At 69.3% G+C, this 23343-nt stretch carries 22 protein-coding genes; 11 read left to right on the top strand and 11 right to left on the bottom strand.

The features are described from left to right. Positions 1-33 precede the first annotated feature (33 nt). Both ACFWMR_RS13530 and ACFWMR_RS13525 read left to right on the top strand, forming a co-directional pair. On the top strand, positions 34-1410 hold the full coding sequence (locus ACFWMR_RS13530) for an MFS transporter (RefSeq protein WP_378378556.1): 1377 nt from the start codon (positions 34-36) through the stop codon (positions 1408-1410). Between the two features lie 122 nt (positions 1411-1532). Then, positions 1533-2141 (top strand): response regulator transcription factor, encoded by a 609-nt coding sequence (locus ACFWMR_RS13525; RefSeq protein WP_208636027.1) that lies wholly within the window; start codon positions 1533-1535, stop codon positions 2139-2141. 7 nt (positions 2142-2148) lie between these two features. Here ACFWMR_RS13525 and ACFWMR_RS13520 read toward each other — a convergent pair whose 3' ends face one another. Further along, positions 2149-4497: a histidine kinase gene (locus ACFWMR_RS13520; RefSeq protein ID WP_378378555.1), complete on the bottom strand. Its 2349-nt coding sequence runs from the start codon at positions 4495-4497 to the stop codon at positions 2149-2151. 357 nt (positions 4498-4854) lie between these two features. Here ACFWMR_RS13520 and ACFWMR_RS13515 point away from each other — a divergent pair, with 357 nt between their 5' ends. Next, positions 4855-5475 carry an L-threonylcarbamoyladenylate synthase gene (locus ACFWMR_RS13515; protein WP_005154159.1) on the top strand — a complete coding sequence of 207 codons (621 nt, stop codon included), beginning with the start codon at positions 4855-4857 and terminating at the stop codon, positions 5473-5475. 41 nt (positions 5476-5516) lie between these two features. Here the strand turns inward: ACFWMR_RS13515 and ACFWMR_RS13510 are convergent, their stop codons facing one another. The 3 genes from ACFWMR_RS13510 to ACFWMR_RS13500 form a co-directional block, all read right to left on the bottom strand. Beyond that, the gene (locus ACFWMR_RS13510) at positions 5517-6203 is read right to left on the bottom strand and encodes a winged helix-turn-helix transcriptional regulator (RefSeq protein ID WP_378378554.1); all 687 of its coding nucleotides are present in this window, start codon (positions 6201-6203) and stop codon (positions 5517-5519) included. A 46-nt stretch (positions 6204-6249) separates the two neighbouring features. Further along, complete coding sequence (locus tag ACFWMR_RS13505) at positions 6250-7074, bottom strand: AfsR/SARP family transcriptional regulator (protein WP_378378553.1); 825 nt, start codon at positions 7072-7074, stop codon at positions 6250-6252. A gap of 166 nt (positions 7075-7240) precedes the next feature. After that, a complete protein-coding gene (locus ACFWMR_RS13500) occupies positions 7241-7846 on the bottom strand; it encodes a response regulator transcription factor (protein WP_378378552.1) in 606 nt (201 codons plus the stop codon). A 445-nt stretch (positions 7847-8291) separates the two neighbouring features. On the opposite strand from ACFWMR_RS13500, the gene ACFWMR_RS13495 reads away from it, so the two are divergent. Then, complete coding sequence (locus ACFWMR_RS13495) at positions 8292-9287, top strand: DUF1702 family protein (protein ID WP_378378551.1); 996 nt, start codon at positions 8292-8294, stop codon at positions 9285-9287. A gap of 79 nt (positions 9288-9366) precedes the next feature. On the opposite strand, the gene ACFWMR_RS13490 is transcribed toward ACFWMR_RS13495, so the two are convergent. Then, positions 9367-10065 (bottom strand): helix-turn-helix domain-containing protein, encoded by a 699-nt coding sequence (locus ACFWMR_RS13490; RefSeq protein WP_093936239.1) that lies wholly within the window; start codon positions 10063-10065, stop codon positions 9367-9369. Positions 10066-10553: 488 nt separating this feature from the next. On the opposite strand from ACFWMR_RS13490, the gene ACFWMR_RS13485 reads away from it, so the two are divergent. Beyond that, on the top strand, positions 10554-11159 hold the full coding sequence (locus tag ACFWMR_RS13485) for a response regulator transcription factor (RefSeq protein ID WP_039924162.1): 606 nt from the start codon (positions 10554-10556) through the stop codon (positions 11157-11159). A gap of 12 nt (positions 11160-11171) precedes the next feature. On the opposite strand, the gene ACFWMR_RS13480 is transcribed toward ACFWMR_RS13485, so the two are convergent. Beyond that, positions 11172-12269, bottom strand: a complete 1098-nt coding sequence (locus ACFWMR_RS13480; protein ID WP_378378550.1) for a carboxylate-amine ligase — start codon at positions 12267-12269, stop codon at positions 11172-11174. A gap of 134 nt (positions 12270-12403) precedes the next feature. Between ACFWMR_RS13480 and pip the strand changes: the two genes are divergently transcribed. Next, entirely contained in the window at positions 12404-13339 is a 936-nt protein-coding gene (gene pip, locus ACFWMR_RS13475) for a prolyl aminopeptidase (protein ID WP_378378549.1), read from the top strand. Positions 13340-13465: 126 nt separating this feature from the next. On the opposite strand, the gene ACFWMR_RS13470 is transcribed toward pip, so the two are convergent. Beyond that, positions 13466-14281, bottom strand: a complete 816-nt coding sequence (locus tag ACFWMR_RS13470) for a hypothetical protein (protein ID WP_378378548.1) — start codon at positions 14279-14281, stop codon at positions 13466-13468. Between the two features lie 236 nt (positions 14282-14517). Beyond that, complete coding sequence (ligD, locus tag ACFWMR_RS13465) at positions 14518-15483, bottom strand: non-homologous end-joining DNA ligase (protein WP_378378547.1); 966 nt, start codon at positions 15481-15483, stop codon at positions 14518-14520. 46 nt (positions 15484-15529) lie between these two features. Between ligD (ACFWMR_RS13465) and ligD (ACFWMR_RS13460) the strand changes: the two genes are divergently transcribed. The 4 genes from ligD (ACFWMR_RS13460) (at position 15530) to ACFWMR_RS13445 (ending at position 20002) form a co-directional block, all read left to right on the top strand. Next, positions 15530-16447 (top strand): non-homologous end-joining DNA ligase, encoded by a 918-nt coding sequence (gene ligD, locus ACFWMR_RS13460; RefSeq protein WP_378378546.1) that lies wholly within the window; start codon positions 15530-15532, stop codon positions 16445-16447. A gap of 142 nt (positions 16448-16589) precedes the next feature. Then, complete coding sequence (locus tag ACFWMR_RS13455; protein ID WP_378378575.1) at positions 16590-17135, top strand: MarR family winged helix-turn-helix transcriptional regulator; 546 nt, start codon at positions 16590-16592, stop codon at positions 17133-17135. 78 nt (positions 17136-17213) lie between these two features. After that, positions 17214-18578, top strand: a complete 1365-nt coding sequence (locus ACFWMR_RS13450) for a pyridoxal phosphate-dependent decarboxylase family protein (protein ID WP_378378545.1) — start codon at positions 17214-17216, stop codon at positions 18576-18578. Positions 18579-18613: 35 nt separating this feature from the next. Next, on the top strand, positions 18614-20002 hold the full coding sequence (locus ACFWMR_RS13445; RefSeq protein ID WP_378378544.1) for an amino acid permease: 1389 nt from the start codon (positions 18614-18616) through the stop codon (positions 20000-20002). On the opposite strand, the gene ACFWMR_RS13440 is transcribed toward ACFWMR_RS13445, so the two are convergent. After that, on the bottom strand, positions 19980-20954 hold the full coding sequence (locus ACFWMR_RS13440) for an ROK family transcriptional regulator (protein ID WP_378378543.1): 975 nt from the start codon (positions 20952-20954) through the stop codon (positions 19980-19982). The two genes, ACFWMR_RS13445 and ACFWMR_RS13440, sit on opposite strands and share 23 nt — an antisense overlap. 8 nt (positions 20955-20962) lie before the next feature. Further along, complete coding sequence (locus ACFWMR_RS13435; RefSeq protein WP_093936228.1) at positions 20963-21385, bottom strand: winged helix-turn-helix transcriptional regulator; 423 nt, start codon at positions 21383-21385, stop codon at positions 20963-20965. 125 nt (positions 21386-21510) lie between these two features. Here ACFWMR_RS13435 and ACFWMR_RS13430 point away from each other — a divergent pair, with 125 nt between their 5' ends. Continuing rightward, the gene (locus tag ACFWMR_RS13430; protein WP_378378574.1) at positions 21511-22923 is read left to right on the top strand and encodes an MFS transporter; all 1413 of its coding nucleotides are present in this window, start codon (positions 21511-21513) and stop codon (positions 22921-22923) included. On the opposite strand, the gene ACFWMR_RS13425 is transcribed toward ACFWMR_RS13430, so the two are convergent. Further along, complete coding sequence (locus ACFWMR_RS13425) at positions 22863-23327, bottom strand: SRPBCC family protein (protein WP_378378542.1); 465 nt, start codon at positions 23325-23327, stop codon at positions 22863-22865. The genes ACFWMR_RS13430 and ACFWMR_RS13425 overlap by 61 nt on opposite strands. Positions 23328-23343 lie beyond the last annotated feature (16 nt).

Here is a 23343-nt window from a genome sequence, read left to right as displayed (position 1 = left end):
AACGGCCGGTTTCGCGCGTGGGAGGGAACCGTGATGAGCACAGCCGGGCCGAATCCATGGCGCGTCCTCGGCGTGCTCTGTATCGCGAACTTCCTCGTGTTGCTGGACACCACCATCGTCAACACCGCCGTGCCCGACCTGATGACCCGGCTCGACGTCGGGATCGGCGAGATCCTCTGGATCCTCAACGGCTACCTGCTGGCACTGGCTTCGCTGCTGGTCTTCTTCGGCAGGCTCGGTGACCTGGCAGGGCCGCGGCGGCTGTTCGTACTGGGGCTCGCGGTGTTCACCCTCGCCTCCGCGCTCTGCGGCCTGGCGGGTGACCCGGCCTGGCTCATCGCCGCCCGTGTCGCGCAGGGAATCGGCGCGGCGATCCTGAGCCCGCAGGCGTTCGTGCTGATCGCGGCGATCTTCCCGCCCGCCCGGCGCGGTGCCGCGTTCGGCCTGTTCACCGCCGTCGCCGGGATCGCCGCCATCAGCGGGCCCACCCTCGGCGGGCTGCTGGTCACCGAATTCGGCTGGCAGTCGGTGTTCCTGCTCAACGTTCCGGTCGGCCTCGCCGGCATCGTCCTCGCGCTGCGGGTGGTGCCGGACGCGCGGACCGGCAGACCGCACCGCTTCGACGTCGTCGGCGTGCTGCTGGTGACCGCCGGCCTGGTCGGCGTCGTCTACGGGCTCATCGAGAAGGCGGGGACGATCGAGGGCTTCGCCGTCGCGACCGTCGCGCTGACCGCGTTCGTCCTCTGGGAGCGGGGGAGAAAGGATCCCCTGATCCCGCTGGGGCTCTACCGCGACCGCGGCTACCGGATCGCCACCGCGCTCACCGGTGCGACGGCGTTCTCGATCGCCGGTTTCCTGCTGGTCTTCGTGCTCCTGACCCAGAACCTGCTCGGGATGAGCCCGCTGATGTCGGGCGTGGCCGCGTTGCCGTGGACACTGGCGCTCAGCGCGGTCGCCCCGGTCGCGGGGCGGCTGGCCGACCGGTTCGGCGGCCGCTGGCTGCTCGTGGGCGGCCTGGCCTTGTACGCGACGGGCGTGGCCGCGACGGCGTTGCTGCCGGACGAGACCTCGACGGCCGCGGTCTTCCTCGCGCCGCTGATCGCCGTCGGCGTCGGACAGGGGCTCGCGATCGCGCCCGCGACGACCGAGGCGCTCCGCGCCATCCCACCGGACACCGTCGGTGCCGCGTCGGGCGTGCTCAACACCGCGCGCCACGTCGGATCGGCGCTCGGGGCCGCCGTCTCGGGCGTGCTGTTCCAGGCCGGTCTCGCCGACGGCGAACTCGCCGCGGCACGCACCACGTTCCTCGTGCTGGCGGTCGTGCTCGCGGCCGCGGCGCTCCTCGCGGTGCGGATCCCGGCCAGGACGACGGAAAGTCACCGACCGAGTACGGAATCCGTAGCCGTGTGACTCGTTTGCCGTAACGCCTTCGAAGTGGACCAAGCCGACTCACCACCCGAACGGTGGAACGCGTTCCGTGCGGGCGTGTTTATGTTGGGGCGCGGGGGCGTGCTCGAAAAGGGGGCGGCGCGATGGTGATCAGAGTTCTCGTGGCCGAAGACATGCACATCGTCAGGGGAGCGCTCGTCGCGCTGCTGCGGTTGGAACCGGATATCGAGGTGGTGTCCGAAGTGGCGTCCGGAGACGAGATCCTCACCTCCGCCAGGACTTCCCGCGCGCAGGTCGCGATCATCGACATCGATCTGCCCGGCAAGGACGGGCTCACCGCGGCCACGGAACTCCACGAACAGCTCCCCGAGGTCAGGACGCTGATCTTGACCAGCCTCGGCAGGCCCGGGACGCTCCGCCGGGCCCTGGCCGCCAAAGTGAACGGGTTCCTGTTGAAGGACGCGCCCGCGGAGAAACTCGCCAGCGCCGTGCGCGGCGTCGCGGCCGGACGGCGGATGGTCGACGGCGATCTGGCGCTCGCCGCCTGGGACACCGTGGAATGCCCGCTGACCCCGCGAGAGATCGACGTCCTGCGGCTGACCGCGGAAGGCCGCGACACCCTGGAGGTCGCGGCGAAAGCCTTTCTCTCCACCGGAACCGTGCGGAACTACCTGACCACCATCGTTTCGAAGCTCAACGCGCGCAACCGGGTCGACGCGATCCGCATCGCCAAAGAGTCCGGCTGGATCTGACCGCGAGCTAGACGGGCACCACCGCGCGCAGCCGGAACCGCCCGTCCGCCTCGACCCCCGCGGTCAGTTCGCCGCCCAGCCCGGCGACCCGGTCGGACATGTTCGTGATGCCGCTGCCCGCGGCCTCGACCCGCACCGGCTGCTCCGGCTTCGGCCGCCCGTTTTCGACGCCGTCGTTGACGATGTCCAGCGCGACCCCGTCGCCGATCCGCCGCACGGCGATCTCGCAGCGTTCGACCTTGCTGTGCCGCAATACGTTCGTCACACCCTCGCGCAGCACCACGGCCAGCACCGTCCGCACCGTCGCCGGCAGGTCCTCGTGCTCGATCTCCAGCCGCACCTGGACGTCGGCGGCCACCAGGACCGCCTGTGCCGACCGGGACTCCTGATCCAGCGACAGTTCGCGGTAGCCGCTCGCCACTGAGCGCACGTCGGTCAGCGCCTGCCGGGTCAGCCCGAGGATCTCCAGCAGCTCGTCGGAGGCACGCGTGGTGTCGATGTCCATGATCCGGCTGGTCAGCTCGCTCTTGAGGGCGATCGCCGACAGGCTCATCCCCAGCAGGTCGTGCAGGTCGCGGGCGAACCGGAGCCGCTCCTCCGCGACCGCGACCTCGGCGAGCCGCTTCCTGGTCTCGCCCAGTTCGGTCACCAGCCGGATCAGCCAGATGAGACCGAAGACCATCAGGCCCGTGTTCAGGATGGACGCGAAGCTGTAGAAGGCGCCGATGAAGTCGGTGCCGTATTCGAACCGGACCAGCACCACGCTGGCGGCGGTGAGGGCGAACGCCGACCATCCCAGCAGCGGCGGCAGCACCAGCAGCGCGGTGCCGGCGAACAGGCTGGGCAGGCTCACCCAGGTGCTCCCGAGCGGGATCAGCGGCAGGAAGGTCAGACAGGCCTGGACGAGCAGCAGCGCATAACTCTGCCGTGAGCGCAGCCGGACGTTCGGCCGGGCGAAATAGGACAGTTGCAGGGTGACCAGCGCGATGAGGTAGCCGGCGGTGAACGCGATGTACCAGGTGTCCTGGGTGAGCGCGGTCCACAGGTCGGCGTACCCGGTCAGCATGAAGGCGCGGGCCATCGCGGACAGGCCGAAGAGGATGAAGACCGCCGTCAGCGTCCATTGGACGTTCCTGGCGTCGATCCGGGACCAGTGGTCGGACGCCTGGGCCAGCGCGGTCTCGGTGGGTTCGGCCTGGTCGGGCACCGGGAGCTCGGCGTGCAGCCGCCACCGGCCCGCCGCGTCGGGGCCAGCGCTCAGCGTCCCGCCGTGCCCGGAGACCTCCGCGGTCACCTCGCGCAGGCTCTCGGCCGTTTCGGCCGGGACGTCTTCGTGCGCGCTTCCGTCGTGGACGATCTCCAGCGCGACCCGGCCCGCGCTCTCGCGCACGGTGATCTCGCACTGCTCGACGCCGGTGTAGCGGAGCACGTTCGTGACGCCCTCCCGCAGCACCTTCGCCAGCAGCGTGCGCAGCTTCACCGGCAGTTTGACCTGCTCGAGGTCCAGCCGCACCGCCACGTTCGACGCCGAGAGCAGCGACACCGCGGTCCGCGATTCCTTGTCGAGCGACAGCTCCCGGTACCCCCGGGCCACCGACCGCACGTCGGACAGCGTCCGCTGCGCGATCCCGGTGATCTCGGCGAGTTCCTCACGCGCCCGGTCCAGCGACTTGCGCAGGAGCCGGTGCACCAGCTCGCCCTTGAGCGCGATCGCGGACAGGCTGAGCCCGAGCAGGTCGTGCAGGTCCCTCGCGAAGGCCAGCCGCTGCTCGGCCACGGCCCGCCTCGCCAGTTCGGTCCTGGCCTGGTGCAGCTCGGTGACCAGCCTCGCGAGCCAGGTCAGCAGGTAGACGACCAGCGCGTAGAAGATCGCGGTGATGATGTCGAAGATCGCGCCGAGCCAGGTGTCGTCGTAGGTCCACAGGATCCACGTCGTCCCCGCCATGAACACGGCGAACACCGTCCAGCCCGTCCGCGGCCGGAACAGCAGCAGCGCGCTGCCCGCCGCGAGGGTGGTCAGCGAGCTCAGCGCCGCGTCGAAGTGCAGTGTCGGCAGATAGGCGAGGCACGCCTGGATCACCAGCATGGCCTTCGCGAGCCTGGTGTCCAGGCGGACCGCCGGACGGCTGAAGAACAGCAGCTGGATCGCCAGCACGGGCGCGACGTACAGCACCGCCAGCAGGCCCTGCCAGAAGTCCACCCCGGGTCGCAGGAGCACCGCGAGGAGACCGAACAGGCAGGAGTTGACGAAGACGACGGTGATGATCAGCCCGGCGAGGAGCAGTGCTCTCCGGGGGCGCCGGTCGATCCCGGCGGTACCCAGAGGTTCGGCGGTCACCGCGAGCTGTTCCGGCACAGGCACCCCAGTGGTAACGGAAGACGTCTTGATCCTTGTCGTGCGGCCCTCGCGGCGGAGGCCGCCGCGCGACCTCCATCGCGGTGTGATTCGGATCGTAACCCATGTTCGTTACCCGGGTTGCCGCTTTCGAGGAGGGGAAGAGGCGGATCAAGGAGAAGTTTTCCCTCCGGGGACAGGGAAAATCACCATGCTCACCCGCGCGAGTGTGGGACATTCGGCCCACGCGGAGGATCGCGGAACACGCCACGATGGAAGACATGGGCGGTTCCGGGATTCCATTGTGTACGCCACCGCGTACGCCACGCCGGGCGGGCTCTCGCGGCGGGCGAGGGCCACTGGCCCTAAGCTCGGCGCATGGCCAGGTATTTCGACGTACATCCGGAAAATCCGCAGCGGCGCGCGATCGGACAGGTCGTCGACATCCTGCGCGAGGACGGGCTCATCGCGTATCCGACGGACTCCTGTTTCGCCCTCGGCTGCCAGCTGGGGAACAAACAGGGCATCGACCGCATCCGGAGCATCCGCAAACTGGACGACCGCCACCATTTCACCCTGGTGTGCCAGGACTTCGCCCAGCTGGGGCAGTTCGTGCACGTGGACAACGCGGTCTTCCGCGCGGTCAAGGCGTCCACGCCGGGCAGCTACACGTTCATCCTCCCGGCCACCAAGGAGGTTCCGCGCCGTCTGCTGCACGCCAAGAAGAAGACCGTCGGCGTGCGCATCCCGGACCACGTGGTCACCCAGGCGCTGCTGGGCGAACTCGGCGAACCGCTGCTGTCGAGCACGCTGCTGCTGCCCGACCAGGAGGAGCCGATGACCCAGGGCTGGGACATCAAGGAACATCTGGAACACGTGGTGGACGCGGTGATCGACTCCGGTGACTGCGGGGTCGAGCCCACCACGGTCATCGACTTCTCGTCGGGCGAACCGGAGATCGTGCGCCGGGGCGCCGGCGACACCTCGCGCTTCGAGTGACCGTGCGGGACCGGTCGCCCGGTCCCGCCACGGAAGCGCCTTCAGTGCGTGAGGAGCCCTTCGACCTTCGACGGGGCCGAGGGGATGTGGAACAGCCGGGTGAACAGGTCCAGCATCGCCGGTTCGCCCTTGATGGCGACAGCGCCGCAGGTGAGCGCGCTCGTGGCGTCCAGCTCGCCGTTCAGCAGCTTGAGCATGACCGGGCCGCGCGGCTCGATGACCAGGTCCGGGTCCGGATGCGTGCCCTCACCCGCGGTGATCGCGCCGTCCTCGACCACCGCGTGGACGATCATCTGGTCGCCGTAGCGCAGCTCGAAAGCGCGCCGGACGCCGCGCGCCGCGTCCGGCTGGAACGTCGTGTACAGCGACAGGATGGCGGCGTCGAGGGTGAACAGGTCGTCCGCCGCCGGTTCGGTGAGCGAACGGGCGCCCCACAGGCCCAGTTGCAGCACGATCTGGTCGAGGTCGTTGCCGTACTCGGTCAGCTCGTAGACCACCCCCGCGTCGAGCTGCGAGAGCACCCGGCGCTGGATGACGCCGTGCCGTTCGAGTTCGTTGAGCCGGGTCGACAGGATGCTCGTCGGGATCTTGGGCAGGCCCTGCTGGAGTTCGTCGAAACGTTTGGGGCCGAGCAGCAGGTCGCGGATCATGAGGAGGGACCAGCGTTCCCCGATGATCTCGAGCGCGCGGGCGAGGCCGCAGAACTGGCCGTAGGTGCGAGCGGTCATGCTTGACTCCTCAACTTCCTTGATCTGGTGGCGGGGTGGTGCTGGTTCAGCGGATCGGGTTTCCCTCGGAAAGCAGTTCGCGGTGCAGCTCTCGCAGTTCGGCGCAGGGTTCCACCCCCAGCTCGTCCTCGAGTCGCGTCCTCAGCCAGTGGTAGGCCGCCAGCGCGTCGCTGCGCCGCCCGCTGAGTCCCAGCGCGCGGATCAGCTGGCCGTGCAGGGTTTCGTCGAACGGGTTCGCGGTGGCGAGCGAGCGCAGCACGCCGAGCATCTCCCGGTGCCGCCCGGACCGGATCTCGGCCTCGATCCACAGGTCACGGGCGTTGCGCCGGTGCTCCAGCAGATAGACGGTGTACGCGGCCAGGGTCGGTCCACAGTGGATGTTGGCCAGTGGGGGACCGGACCACAGGTCCAGCGCGGTACGGAACGCTTGCGCCGCGGCGGTGTTGTCGCCTTCGTCCAGCAGATCGCGCCCGAGCCGGTGCAGTCGCTGGAACTCCGACACGTCGACCATGGCGGGATCGACGTCCAGCCGGAACCCGGGCGGGCCGGTGACCAGGATCCCGCCGTCGCCGCCGGGGTCGAGGTGACGGCGGAGGTGGTGGACGTAGGTGTGCAGGGTCCGGCGGACACTGCGCGGGGGAGCATCGTTCCACAGCTCGTGGACCAGGGAGTCGACGTGCACCGTCTTACCGGGACGGATGAGCAGCATCGCCAGCAGTTGCAGGAGTTTCGGCGTGGTGGGCGCGCGATCGGCGCCGCCGGCGTGCAGTTCCAGAGGTCCGAGCAGCCGCGCGCGCACCGGGTCCGGCTCTCGGTTCGAGGCGACCGGCGCGGCGGCCGTGTCTCCCGGTTCGATGGTCATCGCGTGCATCCCCTGCCCCTCCGGCGGACTCCCCCTCTGTGACGGTGACAGAGTCCGAACCTCCGGGACAGTGCCGGAAACACCGGCGAACCGTGATTTCTCCGTTGCGCCGTATGCGATCGTCACGACCGGGGGTCGCGGAACCTTTGCGGCAAAGGAGAAGACGCGGTGTGGGTCAGAGCCAGTCGGAATCGGTGGCGATGCGGATGGCGTCGACCCGGTTGCGGGCGTTGAGTTTCGTGACCACCGTGGCGAGATAGTTCCGCACGGTGCCCGGTGAGAGGAACAGTTCCGCCGCGATGTCGGCGACCGTGCGCCCGTTCGCGGCGAGGCGGAGGATCTCGGCTTCCCGCGGGGTCAGCGGACAGTCTTCCGTTTCCCACGCGGACAACGCGAGTTCACTGTCGATCACCCGGCGGCCGATGGCGACCGAGCGGACGGCGTTGGCGAGTTTGTCGGCGGGCGCGTCCTTGAGCAGGAAGCCGTTGACCTTCGCGTCGAGCGCGCGGCGCACGGTGCCCGGGCGGCCGAGCGAGGTGAGGATCAGCGTGCGGACGCTGGGAAGTTGCTGGTAGAGCTCGCAAGCGGCGGAGAGTCCGTCCTTGGCTGGCAGGTCGATGTCGATGATCGCGACGTCCGGGAGGTACTCCGCGGCCATCGGGAGGATCTTGTCGCCCGAGCAGACCTCCGCGACGACCTCTATGTCCTGTTCGAGGTTCAGCAGAGCGACCAAGGCGCCGCGGACCATGTGCATATCCTCGGCCAATAGGACTCGGATCACTCCGGCCTCCTCTTCCCCCAAATGCCCCCAAAACGCGCTAACTCTCAGTGTACATAGCAAACCCGGAAGAGTGAATCTGAATCGCACGATTCAAGGTTGTGCTTTTTCGGGCGACCTGGGCGGGCGATCAGTGCCCTGGTGAGCTGCGGTGATGGCAAAGGTTCGACGTTCATAGAACTGCTATCGATCGATTACTCAGTGTCAGGCCAGGAGACGGTAAAATTGCCACCACGAGTGCTTTCCATTCCTGGTCGAGTACGTTCCACTCCGGTGAATTCATCCGGCGAACGGGTGAAATCCTTATTGTCGGAGTGTGGGGATCGACTGTTCGGCGGTACCGGCGCCTGCCTCGATCGGCCGTCGAGTGGGCGGCCAGCGCGACGTGGTCTCCTCGGCGGGAGCCGAGTTCGCGCGAAGCCGCCACTATCCACAAAGGACGTATGTGATGAGCTCATTGCTGGGTGCCCTCCGACAGGCCCTGTTCGCCCCTTCGCTGGCCTCGGTCGGTTTCGAGGGGCGCGGCTTCGGGGTGCCGCCGACGCCGGCGACCGCCAGGCTGGAGTCGATCCCGCAGGCGGTGGTGTGCGGGTTCGAGTGGGGGATCCACGGGCCGGCGCTGTGGGAGGCCGAGCGGCGCCTGGACATGGTCGAGCAGGAGATGCGCGGCTTCGCCTACGAGGGCGCGGCGATGGCGTTCACCATCCTCGACGTCATGCCCGGCGGCCGGAAGGACCGCACGGCCGAACTGATGAGCGGTCCCGGCCTCCCGCACGTGTTCCTGACCTACATCGGCATCGGGTTCGCGATGGCCCGGCTGCCCCGGCCGCTCTGGAAGAAGGTCCTGCCGGACCTGGACGGGGTGCCGTTCCACCCGACGATGAGCTGGCTGGCCGTCGACGGCTACGCGTTCGACCGCGCGTACTTCGACACGCGCAAGTGGGTCGACCAGCAGTTCGTACCCAAGCCGTACCCGTGGGCGGACGCTCCCGCGTACTTCCCCCGCGCCTGCGATCAGGGCATCGGGCGGGCGCTGTGGTTCATCAACGGCGCCGACCCGGTGAAGGTCGCGGCGGCGGTGAACCGCTTCTCCGCCGGACGCCGTCCGGACCTGTGGGCCGGGGTCGGGCTGGCCTCGACCTTCGCGGGCGGCTGTGACCAGCCCGGGCTGGCCCGGCTGCGCGAGTCGGCGGGGGAGCATCAGGACGAACTGGGGCTCGGCGTCGTGTTCGCGGTGAAGGCGAGGACGTTCTCGTCGTTCGTCCCCCCGCACACCCGCCGCGCCGCCCGGGCGCTCGCCGGGCTGAGCATCGAGGAGGCCGTCGACCTGGCCGACTCGACCGAGGTCGTCGTGAACGCCGCGGACGGGACGCCCGCCTATGAACTCTGGCGGCGGAACATCCGGGAGGGTCTCGCGCCTTCGGTGGGTCGCCTGTCTGCCTGAGGTCACGCGGATGTCATGAGGGGTCCCCTTCGGACATTTTTCGTCCGATGGGGACCCCTCATGACACCCGGGAGCGGGGTCAGGCCGCGTGCTTGACCGGCTCCGGGCGGTACCGCAGGTCGGGCAGCGCGATCAGGACCGGAGGGTCGAACAGGCGCTTCGGGCGCACCCGCAGGTCGGCCAGCCGCGCGGTGACGCCCGGCTCGACGGTGATCGGGCCGTGGTGCCCGGTGTAGCCGGTGCCGCGGCGGGTGAGCGGCCCGGTCGCGCAGTGCGCGACGAGGTGCCAGGTGCCCTCCGGGACATCGGTCAACTGGTAGGCGCCGGGAGCGTCGATGACCGTGTAGCGCACGGGCGCGCCCTCGGGGATGCGTGTCGGGAAAAGACCGACGAAGACCAGTCCGGGCGAGATCTCCGGCGGCGCCGACACGAAACCGCGGACGATCGCCGGCCTCGTCCCGGGACGAGGCTCGCCCGTCAGGCGGCGCTGGAAACCGCCCTGCTGGCGGTACGCGGAAGGAGAGAGCCCGACGCGGCCGCTGAACCGGGTGCTGAAGGTGCCGACACTGTTGTAGCCCACGCGGTGGCTGATGTCGGCGACCGTGATCGAGGTCGTCAGCAGCAGGCGCTTGGCCTCGTCGAGCCGGAGCGCGGAGAGAAACCTGCCGGGCGAGACACCGGTGGCCTGCTGGAACACCCGGGTGAAATGAAATTTGCTGAACGTCGCGGCGCGGGCGATGTCGTCGATAGTGAGCTCTTCGCCCAGTTTCTCGTTCATGGCGGCAATGGCTCGCTCCACGGCTCGCCGGACAGTCTCATCCATTGTACCGTCCTTTCGCTCGAGGAATTCTGGCGTGCTTTGCGGTTTCCGACAGTAGTGTTCGCCGCCGCTTCTCCTGAAGTGCTTGATTCACCGGCGGATATGGATTCATGTGTGCGATGACGTGAAAATTTCACGGTCGCCGTGAGGTGTCCGGGGAAGGCCGCACATCATGGGATGACCATGCGAAAACCACAGGTCGGCGGTGGTGCGAACACTGGATCTTCCTGGTGGGAGGCCGCAAAATTCCTGGTAGCGCATTCACGCCGGAACAACCCGGCCGTGTTGGCGCGGTCCGAAGAACGTATTCCCGCGGCAACACAGAACCGGCCCTTGACCGCGACCCCCGCGGCGGTCAAGGGCCGGTTTCCATTTCGCGGTAAGGTTGTGTGAGGATAGTATTGTCGGCCCGTGGGGCGGGCACAGGCGAAAGGCAGATGGGGTCGATGATCAAGGTCCTGGTGGCGGAGGACATGCACATTGTCCGTGGGGCCCTGGTCGCGCTGCTCGGACTGGAAGCCGACATCGAGGTCGTCGCGGAATGCGCCAGCGGTGACGAGATCCTCCCGCTCGCCCAGTCCGCGCGCCCCGACATCGCGCTCATCGACATCGACCTGCCGGGCAAGGACGGCCTCACCGCGGCCGCCGAGCTGCACGAGCAGCTGCCCGGAGTGCGCACGCTGATCCTCACCTCGCTCGGCAGCCCCGGCACCCTTCGGCGGGCGTTGGCCGCGAAGGTCAACGGTTTCCTTCGCAAGGACGCACCCGCCGACAGGCTGGCCAACGCGGTCCGCGGGGTCGCCGCCGGCAGGCGCGTCGTCGACGGCGATCTCGCGCTCGCCGCCTGGGACAGCGAGGAATGCCCGCTCACCACCCGCGAGATCGAGGTGCTCCGGCTGGCGTCGGTCGGCTCCGACCCGACCGAGATCGCGGCGGAACTGTTCCTGTCCGCCGGTACCGTGCGGAACTACCTGACGACGATCGTGTCGAAGCTCAGCGCCCGCAACCGGGTCGACGCGGTGCGGATCGCGCGGGAGTCCGGCTGGCTGTGACGCCGGTTCGCCTCACCGGGTCGGCACGTTCATCGTCGCGTGGGCGAGATCCGCGGCGAATTCACCCGGGGAAGCCGCTTCCGCGAGTAATCGGCGTTGCCGCGCCGCGCCGGTCCCGTGTTCGAACAGCGAGTCCAGTCCTCGTTCGACGTCCTCCGTGTCACCGGCGGCGTCGAGGGCGGGCCGGATGAAGGCGACGAGTTCGCCGAGCAGGTCCCGCTGATCGGCCTCCTCGCCGGTGAAGACGTCGACGCCGGGCCCGTCGAGGCCCCGGCGCGCGGCGGCCGTCAGCGCCGCGCCGATCCGCGATCCGCGGGCTCGTGGCAGTACCGCGGTCTCGGCGCAGGTCGCGACCAGCCCGCGTACCAGCGCCGCGAGGAGCACGGCGTCGTCGACGGCCAGGCAGACGTCGGCGATCCGTACTTCCACAGTGCGATAGCGAGGGGAAAGGCGGGCGTAGAAGTAGACGCCCGCCGCGTCGAGCGCGGCGCCGTGGCGCAAGGCGTCCCGGATGCTCCGGTCGTAGGCGGCCGCGCCGGGCCATTCGTCGGGCGGTCTCGCCGTCGGCCACCGGTCCCAGATCGGGAAGCGCCTGCTCGACCATCCGGAATCGGCGCCGTGCTCGACCGGGGAGTTGACACTGAGCGCCAGCAACGGCGCGAGCCACGGCCGCAGCCCGGCGAGGACCCGCGCGCCGACGTCCCGCGACGGCAAGCCGACGTGCACGTGGCAGGCGCACGTTCCCGCCGCGTCGATCAGCTCGGGGAACGCCTGGGCCAACCGCCGGTACCGGGGTTCGGGCGTGAGCGCGTCTCCCCGCAGGTCACCGGGCGGGACCCCCGCCGCCACCATCAGGCAGCCGTCGGCCTCCGCCGCCTTCGCGACGGTCTCCCGCAGCCGGGTCAGGTCCGAGCGCACTTCGTCCAGGCCGTGGCAGATGCCGGTCGCGGTCTCGATCTGGAACCGCATCAGCTCACCGGTGACGTCCGTTTCGGGGGCGAGGTTTTCGAGAAGATCGGGCGCGCGTAACGCGACCGAGCCGTCCAACGGGTCCAAGAGGACGAACTCTTCTTCCACGCCAAGGGTGAAGTTCATACCGTCAAGCGCCATGGTTCTCCGTTTCTGGTGATTTCGCCGGTATCGATGAATCTCCCCCTTCCGACGCGGCGAAGAAAGGGCCGGTGTGCTGAACTTCGTTGCGGCGAAAGTGTTTCGCGCTCTCACGGACGGTCTAGGCTGGCTTCATGATCGACCTGTATCCGCCCGTCGAGCCTTACGACGAGGGGCTGCTCGAAGTAGGTGACGGCAACCGCGTCCACTGGGAGACCTGCGGGAACCCGGCCGGGAAACCCGCGGTCGTGCTGCACGGCGGACCAGGACAGGGCTGCACGCCGGGCATGCGGCGGATGTTCGACCCGGCCCGCTATCGCGTCGTGCTGTTCGACCAGCGAGGCTGCGGCCGCAGCACCCCGCACGCGAGCGATCCGGCGACCGACATGCGCCACAACACGACGGCGCATCTCGTCGCCGACATGGAACGTTTACGGGAACACCTGGGCATCGAACGCTGGCTCGTCACCGGCGGCTCGTGGGGTACGACGCTCGCGCTCGCTTACGCCGAACGGTTTCCGGAGCGGGTCACGGAGATCATCGTCAGCTCGATCAGCACGACACGTCCTGCCGAGATCGACTGGTTGTATCACGGTGCCGGCCGGTTCTTCCCTGAAGCGTGGGCCCGCTTCCGCGGTGATCTCACCGGCGACCTCGTGGCCGCTTACGCGCGGCTCATGGCGGATCCCGACCCGGACGTGCGCACCGAGGCCGCTCGTTCCTGGTGTGCCTGGGAGGACACCGTCCTTTCGCTCGAACCCGGCGTGACCGTCCACAATGGTCCCATCGGCGAATGGGAACTGGCCTTCGCGCGCATCGTCACGCACTACTACTCCCACGCGGCCTGGCTGGAACCCGGCGCGCTGATCCGCGACGCCGGTCTGTTGAAGGACATTCCCGGGGTGCTGATCCACGGGCGCCGGGACCTGAGCTGCCCGGTGGACACGGCCTGGGAACTCGCCCGCGCCTGGCCCGGCGCGGAACTGCTGATCGACGACGACTCGGGACATCATTCGAGCGACCTGAAACGCGGCTGGAAGCTGGAGGCGCTGGACCGTTTCGCCGACTGATTCCTGGAGCGTCTCGGGGGTGGATGTTCCCAATGTGGCATTGGGGACGCTCAGCGTCTCCAATGCCACATTGGGACCGAGGTTCGGAAACAGGCGACCCACCAGACCGCCCACCCTCAAAGGAACTCAAGCGGCGCGCTGAACGACGATGTCGTCAAGCCGAGTGCGCGCGTACACCTTGACCCCGCCCTCGCCGCCCGCCGCGATGGAGTTGCGCACCGACCCCTTCTTGCTCTCGGCGTCCACCGACGCGGTGTCCCCGTCGATGCCGACCTCGATGCCGCCGGACGCGTTCACGAGCTGGGCCGCGCCGTGCGACAGCCGTCCGACGCGGATCGGGCAGTTGGCCGCTTTCGCGATGACGTCGCCGTCGGCGCGGTCGATGTCGAAGCTCCCGCTCGAACCGGCGAGGTCGACGCTGGACCGGGCGTGCCCGATCCAGACCTTCCCGGTGGCACCCACGTACTTGACGGCGCCTTCGGCCTCGCCGATCCGCAGTCCAGCCGTGCCGCCCTCGACGTTCACGGTCCCGGAGACGTGCCGGACGACGACCTCGCCCGCCGCCACGTTGCCTCGCACCGCCGCGACGTGGTCGACCTGGATCCGGCCCGACCCCACCTCGAGTTCGCAGTCGCCGAACCGGCCTTCGGCGAGGATCTCCGACCAAGCCGTGTTCAGGACCAGTTTGGAACCGGTGGGCACCTCGATCGTGATCGCCACTGATCCGCTCTTGCCGCCGGCCTTCTTCGTCTCGATCGAGAGCTCGCCACCGGCGAAGTCGACCTTGGTGTTCTCGGCGACCTTCACGTCCGACTTGCTCGTGCCGTCGATCGGCTCGACGAGCACCACCGTGTCCGGGCGGTCGCTGGCGGCGACGCGCACCCGGGCGCCGGCGGTGGTCAGGATGGCGGTGATCGGCGACGGCGTGGTGAAGACGGACATGATGGGAACTCCCTCGGTGGTGGTGATCTCTTGCTGGTGAAGCAACGATCGCCGACCGCCCTGACACCGGACCGCCACGGCGCTGACACGCCGGGGACACGGCGTCAGTCGTGCGAGTGGACCCGTGCGCCGAGCGCGATCACAGGTAGGTACGGGGTAGGCGTCTCGCCGCCACCGGCCGTGCTCGAACAGGACGACCATCGAAGAGGCCGGGGCATCGGTCGACCCGGCCGCCGTCAGCCGTGAGCCGGAAGCACGACGTCTCCGGGGGTCTTGTCCGCCCGCAGCCCCCGCCAGGTCGTGTGCCGGAGCCGTCCGTCCGGGGTCCAGTTCCGGTGCACGACCTCGCCGACGAGCTCCGGCTCCACCCAGCGCGCCCGCCGCGCCCGATCGCGCGGGACCTCCGAGGCGAAAGGAGGCGTCTTCCGTTCCAGCGGAGTGAGCCTGCCGTACAGGTCGTCGAGGACCTTGTCGCTGAACCCGGTCCCGACATCGCCGATGTACCGCAGCTCGCCCGCCTCGTCGTGCGCGCCGAGCAGCAGCGCGCCGAGCGTCCCCGAACGCCGTCCCTCGCCGGGGCGCCACCCGCCGATCACGACCTCCTGGCCATGCCACAGTGCCCGCTTGATCCACTGCCGTGTCCGTTTGCCGGGGTGGTAGTGGCTGTCGAGCTTCTTCGCGATCAGTCCTTCGAGGCCGTGTTGCCGGACGATCTCGAGCAGCTGATCGGGTGAGATGTCGTCGTCGGTGTACCCCGGCGGGATGACGACGCGGCCGCCGGCGTCCAGGGAGGTCAGCAGGTCGCGGCGGGCGGCGTACGGCGTGTCGAGCAGGCTCTCACCGTCGAGAAGCAGCACGTCGAAGGCGAAAAAGTGCACCGGGCTGCGTTCCAGCAGCGACGCGTCCGGAGTGCGCAGGTGCCGGGTCTGCAACAGCGGGAAACTGGGCCGCCCTTTGTCGTCGAGGACGACGATCTCGCCGTCGAGCACCACCTCGCGGCCATCGAGCGCTTCGCCGGTCACGTCCGGATACGTCGCCGTGATGTCGAGGCCGCGACGGCTGGTCAGGCGCGTTTCGCCGCCGCGCGCGACACGCAGGCAGCAGCGATAGCCATCCCATTTGTATTCGTACCCCCACCCGCCGGTGGGCAGGTCGCCGTCGGTCGCCAGCATCGGGGCGATCGCGTCCGGCACGGTACTCATGCCTCACGGTACCCCGGAAACGCCGCCGGTGATCTATCGTCGAAGGGTGCCTGAGGAGCGGATAACGGTCGAGGTCGAGGGACGGCGGCTGGGGCTGTCCAATCTGGACAAGGTGCTGTATCCGTCGCACGGTTTCACCAAACGCGAGGTCCTCGACTACTACCGCCGCGTCGCCCCGGCCATGCTGCCGCATCTGCGCGACCGGGCCGCCACGTTCCGCCGGTTCCCGGACGGCGTCGACGGCGAACCGTTCTACGAGAAGAACGTCTCCCGGCACGTGCCCGACTGGGTGCGCACCGCCCGGCTCACCAAGCACAGCCGCCGGGGCGGGGAGGAGACGCTCGACTACCCGGTGGTCGCAGACCTCCCGACGCTGATGTGGGCGGCGAACCTCGCCGCGCTGGAACTGCACGTTCCACAATGGACGGTCGGACCGCGTGGCGCGCGGAAACCACCGGATCTGCTGGTGTTCGACCTCGACCCCGGCCCGCCCGCGGACGTCGTCGACTGCTGCCGGGTCGCCGAGACGCTCAGCGACCTGCTCACCGGTGACGGCCTGACGGTGTACGCGAAGACCAGCGGCAACAAGGGAATGCAGTTGTACTGCCCGGTGCGCACCCGCTCCGACGAGCGCACCTCCGAGTACGCCAAGGCGGTCGCGGAGGAGCTCGCGCGCCGCTCACCGGAAACCGTCGTCGCCAGGATGACGAAGGCGATCCGCCCCGGCCGCGTGTTCATCGACTGGAGCCAGAACAACACCGCCAAGACCACCATCGCGCCCTACTCGCTGCGCGGCCGCGCCATCCCGACCGTGTCCACTCCGGTGACCTGGGAAGAGGTCGAGGCCTGCCGCAAGGCCGCCGACCTGCTCTTCACCGCCGATCAGGTGATCGAGCGCGTCGAGGAGATGGGCGATCTGTTCGGTGACATCGCCGAGCACCGGGCGGCCGTCCCCACCCGGTGAGCCCGCCCCGGCGTTGTCCGGAACCGGACACGATCCGGCCCCGAAAAGACCACTGTGGACTCACGCCGTTCCGCATACGATCGGCGGATCGGGCGCGCGGGGGTGCGTGCCCACCGGGCTGGTACCTCCGGGGCCGGTGAGGATGTGGGTGTTGACCGGGTATCACACGCTGGCCGAGACCGAGAGCGCCGTGCGCGCCAAGCTGGGCGGAATCCCCCTGCTGTGGGAGCGGATGGAGGCGGTGGCCAACCTCCACCGCGCGGCCATCGCGGTCCGGCTGCACTTCGAGAACTCGGTGCTGCGCACCGCGGGCCTCACCTGGACCGCGTTCGTGGTGCTCTGGGTGGTGTGGATCTTCGGCGAGAAGGAGACCAGGCACGTCGCCGCGGAATCCGGGATCACCAAGGGCACGCTGACCGGCGTGATGAAGACCCTGGAGGCCCACGGCCTGGTCACGCGGCGCAAACATCCCGAAGACGGACGCCTGGTGCTGCTCGCGCTGACACCGGAGGGGGAGCGGCTGATGCGGGAGCTGTTCCCGGAGTTCAACCAGGAGGAAGCGTTCGTCACCGACAGGCTCAGCCCGGCGGAATGCACCGAGTTGGCGGTTTCGCTGCGGGAGATCGTCAAGCAACTGGAAGAGAAGGGCGAAGAACGGCGCCAGGCGGCGGTCGCCAAGGGGCCCTGACCCCTACCGAAGACGGTTGCGCGAGACCTCCGGGGACTCTTACGTTTTTTGGAGCCGAACGATCGAAGGGCGCCCTTGATGGACTTCCGGTACTGGCTCGGGCAGGCGTTGACGTCGAACGAGGCGTGGGCGGAGACGTTCACCCCCGTGCGGCCGCATCCGTCGCTGGAGATCTCCGACGGGCGGTTCGAGACCGCGTTCGAGGAGCTCACCGAGCGCCTGAAGGACAACTACCCGTTCTTCCACCCCTCCTACGCGGGCCAGATGCTCAAACCGCCGCATCCGGCCGCGGTGGTCGGCTACCTGACCGCGATGCTGGTCAACCCCAACAACCACGCGCTCGACGGCGGTCCCGCGACGGCCGAGATGGAACGCGAAGTGGTTCAGCAGCTGGCCACGATGTTCGGCTACCAGGAGCATCTGGGGCATCTGACCACCAGCGGCACGGTGGCGAACCTGGAGGCGTTGTTCGTCGCGCGGGAAACGCATCCGGGCAAGGGGATCGCGTACAGCGCCGAGGCGCACTACACGCACGGCCGGATGTGCGGCGTACTCGGCGTCGAGGGGCATACGGTGCCCGCCGACGCTCGCGGCGCGATGGATCTCGACGCGCTCGAAGAGTTGCTGCGCACCGGGAAGATCGGCACCGTGGTGGTCACCGCGGGCACGACGGCGCTCGGCACGGTGGAGCCGGTCCACGAGGTGCTGGCGCTGCGCGAACGCTACGGCGTCCGGGTGCACGTCGACGCGGCCTACGGCGGTTTCTTCCGGCTTCTGTCCGGTTTGGACGGTCCGGAAGGGCTGCCCGAGGCCCCGTGGCTCGCCATCGCCGAGGCCGATTCGATCGTGATCGACCCGCACAAGCACGGCCTCCAGCCCTATGGCTGCGGCGCGGTGCTCTTCAAGGATCCGGCGGCGGGCCGGTTCTACCTGCACGATTCGCCGTACACCTACTTCACCTCGGAAGACCTGCACCTCGGCGAGATCAGTCTCGAATGCTCCCGGGCGGGCGCGGCCGCCGCCGCGTTGTGGCTCACCTTCCGGGTGCTGCCGCCCACGCCCGACGGGCTGGGCCGGGTCCTCGCGGCAGGCCGCCGCGCGGCGCTGCGGTGGGCGAAGCTGCTGGAGGACTCCGAGCGGTTCGACCTGTACCAGCCACCGGAACTCGACATCGTCACCTACTTCCCCCGCACGGAACCGCTTTCGCTGTCGAAGATCGACGAGGCGAGCGCGCGGATCATGCGCGTCGGCATGGCCGCGGCGAAGGATCCGGTGTTCCTCAGCACGCTCCGGGTGAGCGAGCAGCAGTTCGGTCTGCGTCACACCGGGGTCGACGCGGATGCGGACGGCGCGAGGATCCTGCGTAGCGTGCTGATGAAGCCCGAAAGCGAGGACCACGTCGACCGGCTGCACGAACGGCTGGAAGAGTTGTCCCGCGGTTGAGCTCCTCAGTACCGCCGCGAACGAATGGATCCACCATGCCCGCACCAGGTCCCGCCGAACCCGTGACCGCGATCGAGACCCGGTCGCTCGGCACCGGCTTCCGGCGGCGGCACGTCACCATGCTGGCCATCAGCGGGGCGATCGGGGCGGGCCTGTTCGTCGGCACCGGCGCGGGGATCAAGACCGCGGGCCCCGGCATCCTGCTGTCCTATGTGGTCGCCGGCCTGCTGATGGTGCTCGTCATGCGCATGCTGGGCGAGATGGCGGCCGCCGAGCCGAGCAGCGGTTCGTTCTCGGTGTACGCGGAGAAGGCGCTCGGCCGCTGGGCCGGGTTCACCGTCGGCTGGCTGTACTGGTCGCTGCTGGTGGTCGTGGTGGCCGCCGAGGCGACCGCGGCGGCGGGGATCGCGAACGGGCTGCTGCCCGGGATTCCACAGTGGACCTGGGTGCTGCTGTTCATGGCGGTGCTGACCGTGGTGAACCTGTTCGCGGTGCGCTCGTTCGGGGAGTTCGAGTTCTGGTTCGGCGCCATCAAGGTGACCGCCGTGGTCGGCTTCCTCGTGCTGGGCACGCTGGCGGTGTTCGGGATCCTGCCGGGGACGACGCCGGTCGGCCTGAGCAATCTCACCGGACACGGCGGTTTCCTGCCCAACGGCCTCCAGGGTGTGCTGACCGGCCTGCTCGCGGTCGCGTTCTCCTTCGGTGGCATGGAACTGGTCACCATCGCCGCGGCGGAGTCCGAGGACCCGGCCGACTCGATCCGCCGCACCACGCGCACGGTCATCGTGCGGCTGCTGCTGTTCTACATCGGCTCGGTCGCGCTGATGGTGTTGTTGCTGCCGTGGGAATCGGCTTCGGCCAACACCAGCCCGTTCGTGACCATCCTGGAGCAGATCGGCGTGCCAGCGGCGGCGTTGCTGATGAGCTTCGTCGTGCTGACTTCGCTGCTCTCGGCGCTGAACGCGAACCTCTACGGCGCCTCGCGGATGGTGTTCTCCCTGGCCGAACGCCATGAAGCGCCGCGCGCGATGCTGAAGCTGTCCGGCTCGGGCGTCCCCCGGACCGCGGTGCTGTCGTCGGTGGCCTTCGGGTTCGTGGCCGTACTGCTGAACTTCCTCGCGCCCGAACACGTGCTGCCGTTCCTGCTCAACGCCATCGGCGCGAACATCCTGCTGGTGTGGATCTTCGTCGCCGTTTCCCAGCTGCGGCTGAGGAAAGCGGCGGAACGCGACGGCACGGCCGCGGACCTGCCGGTGCGGATGTGGGGCTTCCCGTGGCTCAGCTGGGTCGCCCTGATCGCGATGGCGGGCGTCCTCATTCTCATGTGGACGGACGCCGACGCGCGGGCGCAGCTGTTCACCAGCGGCGCGGTGGCCGTGCTGATCGTGGCGATCAGCCTGCTCAGGCGACGTCCGCGACGCTGAACAGTTCGCGTTCCACGCGGCTCAGTGCCAGCCGTACCGCGCCGAGCGCCACCGAGTCCTCGCCGAGCGTCGACGCCTCGACGCGCACCGGGAACAGGCACAACCGGGTCAGTTCGGCGCGCAGTGGCGCGGTCAGCCAGTCTCCGGAGCCGCCGATCACCACCAGTTGCGGGTCGACGGCGAGCACGCTCGCGGCGACCAGCTCGACGAAACCGCCGCCCCGCCGCAGGACGCCGATCTCGCCCGCCGCGCCGTGGTGGCCGTCGTGCAGCTTCCCGCCGAGCAGCAGGCCCAGCGAGACGGTGCGCCCGGCCCGCACGTAGACGACGTCGTCCACACCGTGCGCGACGCCGCGCCAGTGCTCGGCCAGCGTCGCGAGCTTGGTGTCGTTGCCGGCGAGCACCGGGCAGCCACCGCCGAACTCCGTCGGCAGGTCGACGCCGGTCCAGCCGGGAAGACGGTCGTCGCGGACGACCTTGCCGCCGGACACCACGCCGGTGGTGCCGATGCCGAGCACTCGCACGTTCGCGTGGCCCCGGACGGCGACGTCGAGCATCCGGCGGGCGGTGCCGAGCCGGTCGGACGCGTCCATCTCCGGGGTGAGTTCGGCCTTCGCCCGCCCGATGACCTCGCCCCGCAGGTCGGCGACCAGGCACAACGCCCGATGCGGGCCGACTTCGAGGCCGGCGACCTGTCCGGCTTCGGGACGGAAGCGGTAGCGCTTCGCGGGCCTGCCCACCGGTCGCGGCGCGTCGGGGGAGAGCGGGACTTCCTCGACCAGGCCCTGACCGCCGAGGTCGGTGGCGATCTCCTCGACCGTCGGCCGGGAGACCTCGCTCGCTTTGACCAGTTCCGCGAGGGTGAGCTCCTCGGCCGCGTACAGCGCTCGCAGGACGGCGATGGCGTTGAGCCGCCGCAGCAGTGACGGATCCCCTCCGGACAGTCTGGCCATACGGCTCCCTAGGCGTTGACGCGTTTGTCGTACTGGTCGCGCGCGAGGGCGATCTCGCTCCGGTGGTCTTCGGTCCAGGTGACCAGCGACTGGATGGTCTTGTGCAGCGTCATGCCCAGCGGTGTCAGCGCGTAGTCCACGCGGGGCGGCACGACCGGGTAGACGGTCCGGGACACGAGCCCGTCGCGTTCGAGGTGACGCAGCGTCGTGGTGAGCATCCGCTGGCTGATGCCGTCGATCTTGTACTTCAGCTCGGTGAACCGGAGGGTGTTCAGGTCGAGCAGCGCGATGACCAGCAGCGACCACTTGTCCGCCACCCGGTCCAGGATCTGGCGGACCTCGCAGTCCTCGCGGGTGTCCCACTGGAAGGCCTCGTAGTCCTCCTCGGTGAGTTCACAACGACTGGGTGAGTTCAAAGTGCCTTCTTCCATGGTCACCGATAGTGTCCGAAGATCTCCTTGGTTACAAGAGGGAACCGACCGGCATTCGGGTAACCGTCGGTCCCTTGTCCACCGAGGGAGAACTGATCTTGACTACAACACGTGCCGCCGACCGGATGAGCGGACGTGCCTGGGGCGTGCTCCTGGTGCTGTGCGGCGCCATCTTCCTGGAAGGCATCGACATCGCGATGCTGAACGTGGCGCTGCCCTCCATCCGGGCCGAACTCGGCCTGTCGACCGCGACCCTGAGCGGCGTGGTGAGCGCCTACGTGCTCGGTTACGGCGGGTTCATGCTGCTGGGCGGGCGCGCCGCGGACCTGTACGGCCGCCGCCGCATGTTCCTCACCTGGCTGGTGGTGTTCCTCGTCTTCTCCGGGCTGGGCGGGTTCGCCACCGAAGGCTGGATGCTCTTGCTCGCCCGGTTCGTCACCGGGGTCGCGGCGGCCTTCATGACCCCCGCCGGCCTGTCGATCATCACCACGAGCTTCGAAGAAGGCCCGAAACGCACCAAGGCGCTGCTGTTCTACGCCGGTACCGCGGCCGGCGGTTTCGCGCTCGGCCTCGTCATCGGCGGACTGCTGACCGGGATCGACTGGCGCTGGGTGTTCTTCACGCCGGTGATCCTGGCCGCGGTCATCCTGGCCGCCGCGCTCTGGCTTATCAAGGAGCCGGTGAAACGAGCCCGCGCCGCCCGGGGCCTGGACTTCGGCGGAGCGGTCACGGTGACCGCGGCGATGCTGCTGCTCGCCTACGGGGTGATCCGGCTGGAACATCCTGGGCAGGACTGGGGCTGGACGCTCGCTTCCTTCGCCGGGGGAGCGGCGGCGCTGGCGGTCTTCGTGGCCATCGAACGCCGCTCGCCCGCGCCACTGGTGCGGCTGGGCATCCTGCGGTCGGGACCGTTGCTGCGGGCGAACATCAGCACCCTGCTCTACGCGGGCTCGTTCTTCGGGTTCCAGTTCCTCGTGACGCTGTACCTGCAGGAACTCCGCGGCTGGTCGACGCTGGAGACGAGCCTGGCGCTGCTGGCGACCGGGATCGACGCGATCCTCGCGCCGACGCTGACCCCCCGGCTGGTGGCGAAGTTCGGCAACCCGCGGGTGATCTTCGGCGGCATCGTGCTCGCTGTCGCGGCGTACGCGCTCTTCCTGCCGCTGGGCATGGACTGGACGTACGCGGCGATGTTCCCGTCGATGATCCTGTTGGGACTCGGGTTCGCCCTGGCCTACGGCCCGCTGACGATCGTCGCCACCGACGGGGTCGCCGAAGACGAACAGGGACTGGCGGGCGGCCTGCTGTACACGTCCTTCCAGTTCGGGGCGGCGCTCGGGCTGTCCGCGGTGACCGCCGTCAGCACCGCCGCTCTCGGGGACGGTTCGCCGCAGGCCGCGCTCGGCGGTTTCCGGGCGGCGCTGGTCGTGCCGCTGGTGATGGCCGTCCTCGCCGCGATCGTCATCGCGCCCCGCCGTCAGCGGGCTTCGGCGAAGGAAGCCAGATTGGCCAAGGAGGAGGCGATCCCGGCTTCGTGATCCGCCTGGCCGATGCCGGACGGGACGTCCGTCGCGGTGACGGTCACTTCGGTGCCGTCACCCGCGGCGGCCAGCTCCCAGGTCATCGTCATGGTGCCCGCGAACGACGGGTCCTCGGACTCGAAGACGGCCAGCTGCACCACGCGTTCTCGCGGCACCAGATCGGCGAAGCCGACTTCGACGACGTCCGTCGCGTCCGACGATTTGCCGGGCGCGGCGGACGCGTCGAGGTAGGTCAGCGTCATCCGGAAGCCGCCGCCGGGCCGCGGATCCCAGCGTTCGATCCGGCCGCGCATGCCTTCGGGCGGCAGCCAGGCTTCGAGGGACTCCGGGTCCAGTAAGGCTTCGTAGACGGTCGCGGGCGGTGCGGCGATCACCCGGCTGCCGCTGTCGATCCTGTCCATGGGCCCGAGTCTAGGG

The organism is Amycolatopsis thailandensis, assembly GCF_042723255.1.
Classification (GTDB): Bacteria; Actinomycetota; Actinomycetes; order Mycobacteriales; family Pseudonocardiaceae; genus Amycolatopsis; species Amycolatopsis thailandensis.
Note: the sequence above shows the minus strand (reverse complement) of the source record. Positions and strands in the feature narration are given on the sequence as shown.

Coding starts and splice junctions, on each gene's coding strand:
- ACFWMR_RS13430 (WP_378378574.1), top strand. CDS start 21,511: ATGAGCGGACGTGCCTGGGGCGTGCTCCTGGTGCTGTGCGGCGCCATC.
- ACFWMR_RS13435 (WP_093936228.1), bottom strand. CDS start 21,385: ATGGAAGAAGGCACTTTGAACTCACCCAGTCGTTGTGAACTCACCGAG.
- ACFWMR_RS13530 (WP_378378556.1), top strand. CDS start 34: ATGAGCACAGCCGGGCCGAATCCATGGCGCGTCCTCGGCGTGCTCTGT.
- ACFWMR_RS13505 (WP_378378553.1), bottom strand. CDS start 7,074: ATGCACGCGATGACCATCGAACCGGGAGACACGGCCGCCGCGCCGGTC.
- ACFWMR_RS13445 (WP_378378544.1), top strand. CDS start 18,614: ATGCCCGCACCAGGTCCCGCCGAACCCGTGACCGCGATCGAGACCCGG.
- ACFWMR_RS13525 (WP_208636027.1), top strand. CDS start 1,533: ATGGTGATCAGAGTTCTCGTGGCCGAAGACATGCACATCGTCAGGGGA.
- ACFWMR_RS13455 (WP_378378575.1), top strand. CDS start 16,590: ATGTGGGTGTTGACCGGGTATCACACGCTGGCCGAGACCGAGAGCGCC.
- ACFWMR_RS13470 (WP_378378548.1), bottom strand. CDS start 14,281: ATGTCCGTCTTCACCACGCCGTCGCCGATCACCGCCATCCTGACCACC.
- ACFWMR_RS13510 (WP_378378554.1), bottom strand. CDS start 6,203: ATGACCGCTCGCACCTACGGCCAGTTCTGCGGCCTCGCCCGCGCGCTC.
- pip (WP_378378549.1), top strand. CDS start 12,404: ATGATCGACCTGTATCCGCCCGTCGAGCCTTACGACGAGGGGCTGCTC.
- ACFWMR_RS13425 (WP_378378542.1), bottom strand. CDS start 23,327: ATGGACAGGATCGACAGCGGCAGCCGGGTGATCGCCGCACCGCCCGCG.
- ACFWMR_RS13490 (WP_093936239.1), bottom strand. CDS start 10,065: ATGAACGAGAAACTGGGCGAAGAGCTCACTATCGACGACATCGCCCGC.
- ACFWMR_RS13440 (WP_378378543.1), bottom strand. CDS start 20,954: ATGGCCAGACTGTCCGGAGGGGATCCGTCACTGCTGCGGCGGCTCAAC.
- ACFWMR_RS13480 (WP_378378550.1), bottom strand. CDS start 12,269: ATGGCGCTTGACGGTATGAACTTCACCCTTGGCGTGGAAGAAGAGTTC.
- ACFWMR_RS13495 (WP_378378551.1), top strand. CDS start 8,292: ATGAGCTCATTGCTGGGTGCCCTCCGACAGGCCCTGTTCGCCCCTTCG.
- ligD (WP_378378547.1), bottom strand. CDS start 15,483: ATGAGTACCGTGCCGGACGCGATCGCCCCGATGCTGGCGACCGACGGC.
- ACFWMR_RS13450 (WP_378378545.1), top strand. CDS start 17,214: ATGGACTTCCGGTACTGGCTCGGGCAGGCGTTGACGTCGAACGAGGCG.
- ACFWMR_RS13485 (WP_039924162.1), top strand. CDS start 10,554: ATGATCAAGGTCCTGGTGGCGGAGGACATGCACATTGTCCGTGGGGCC.
- ACFWMR_RS13515 (WP_005154159.1), top strand. CDS start 4,855: ATGGCCAGGTATTTCGACGTACATCCGGAAAATCCGCAGCGGCGCGCG.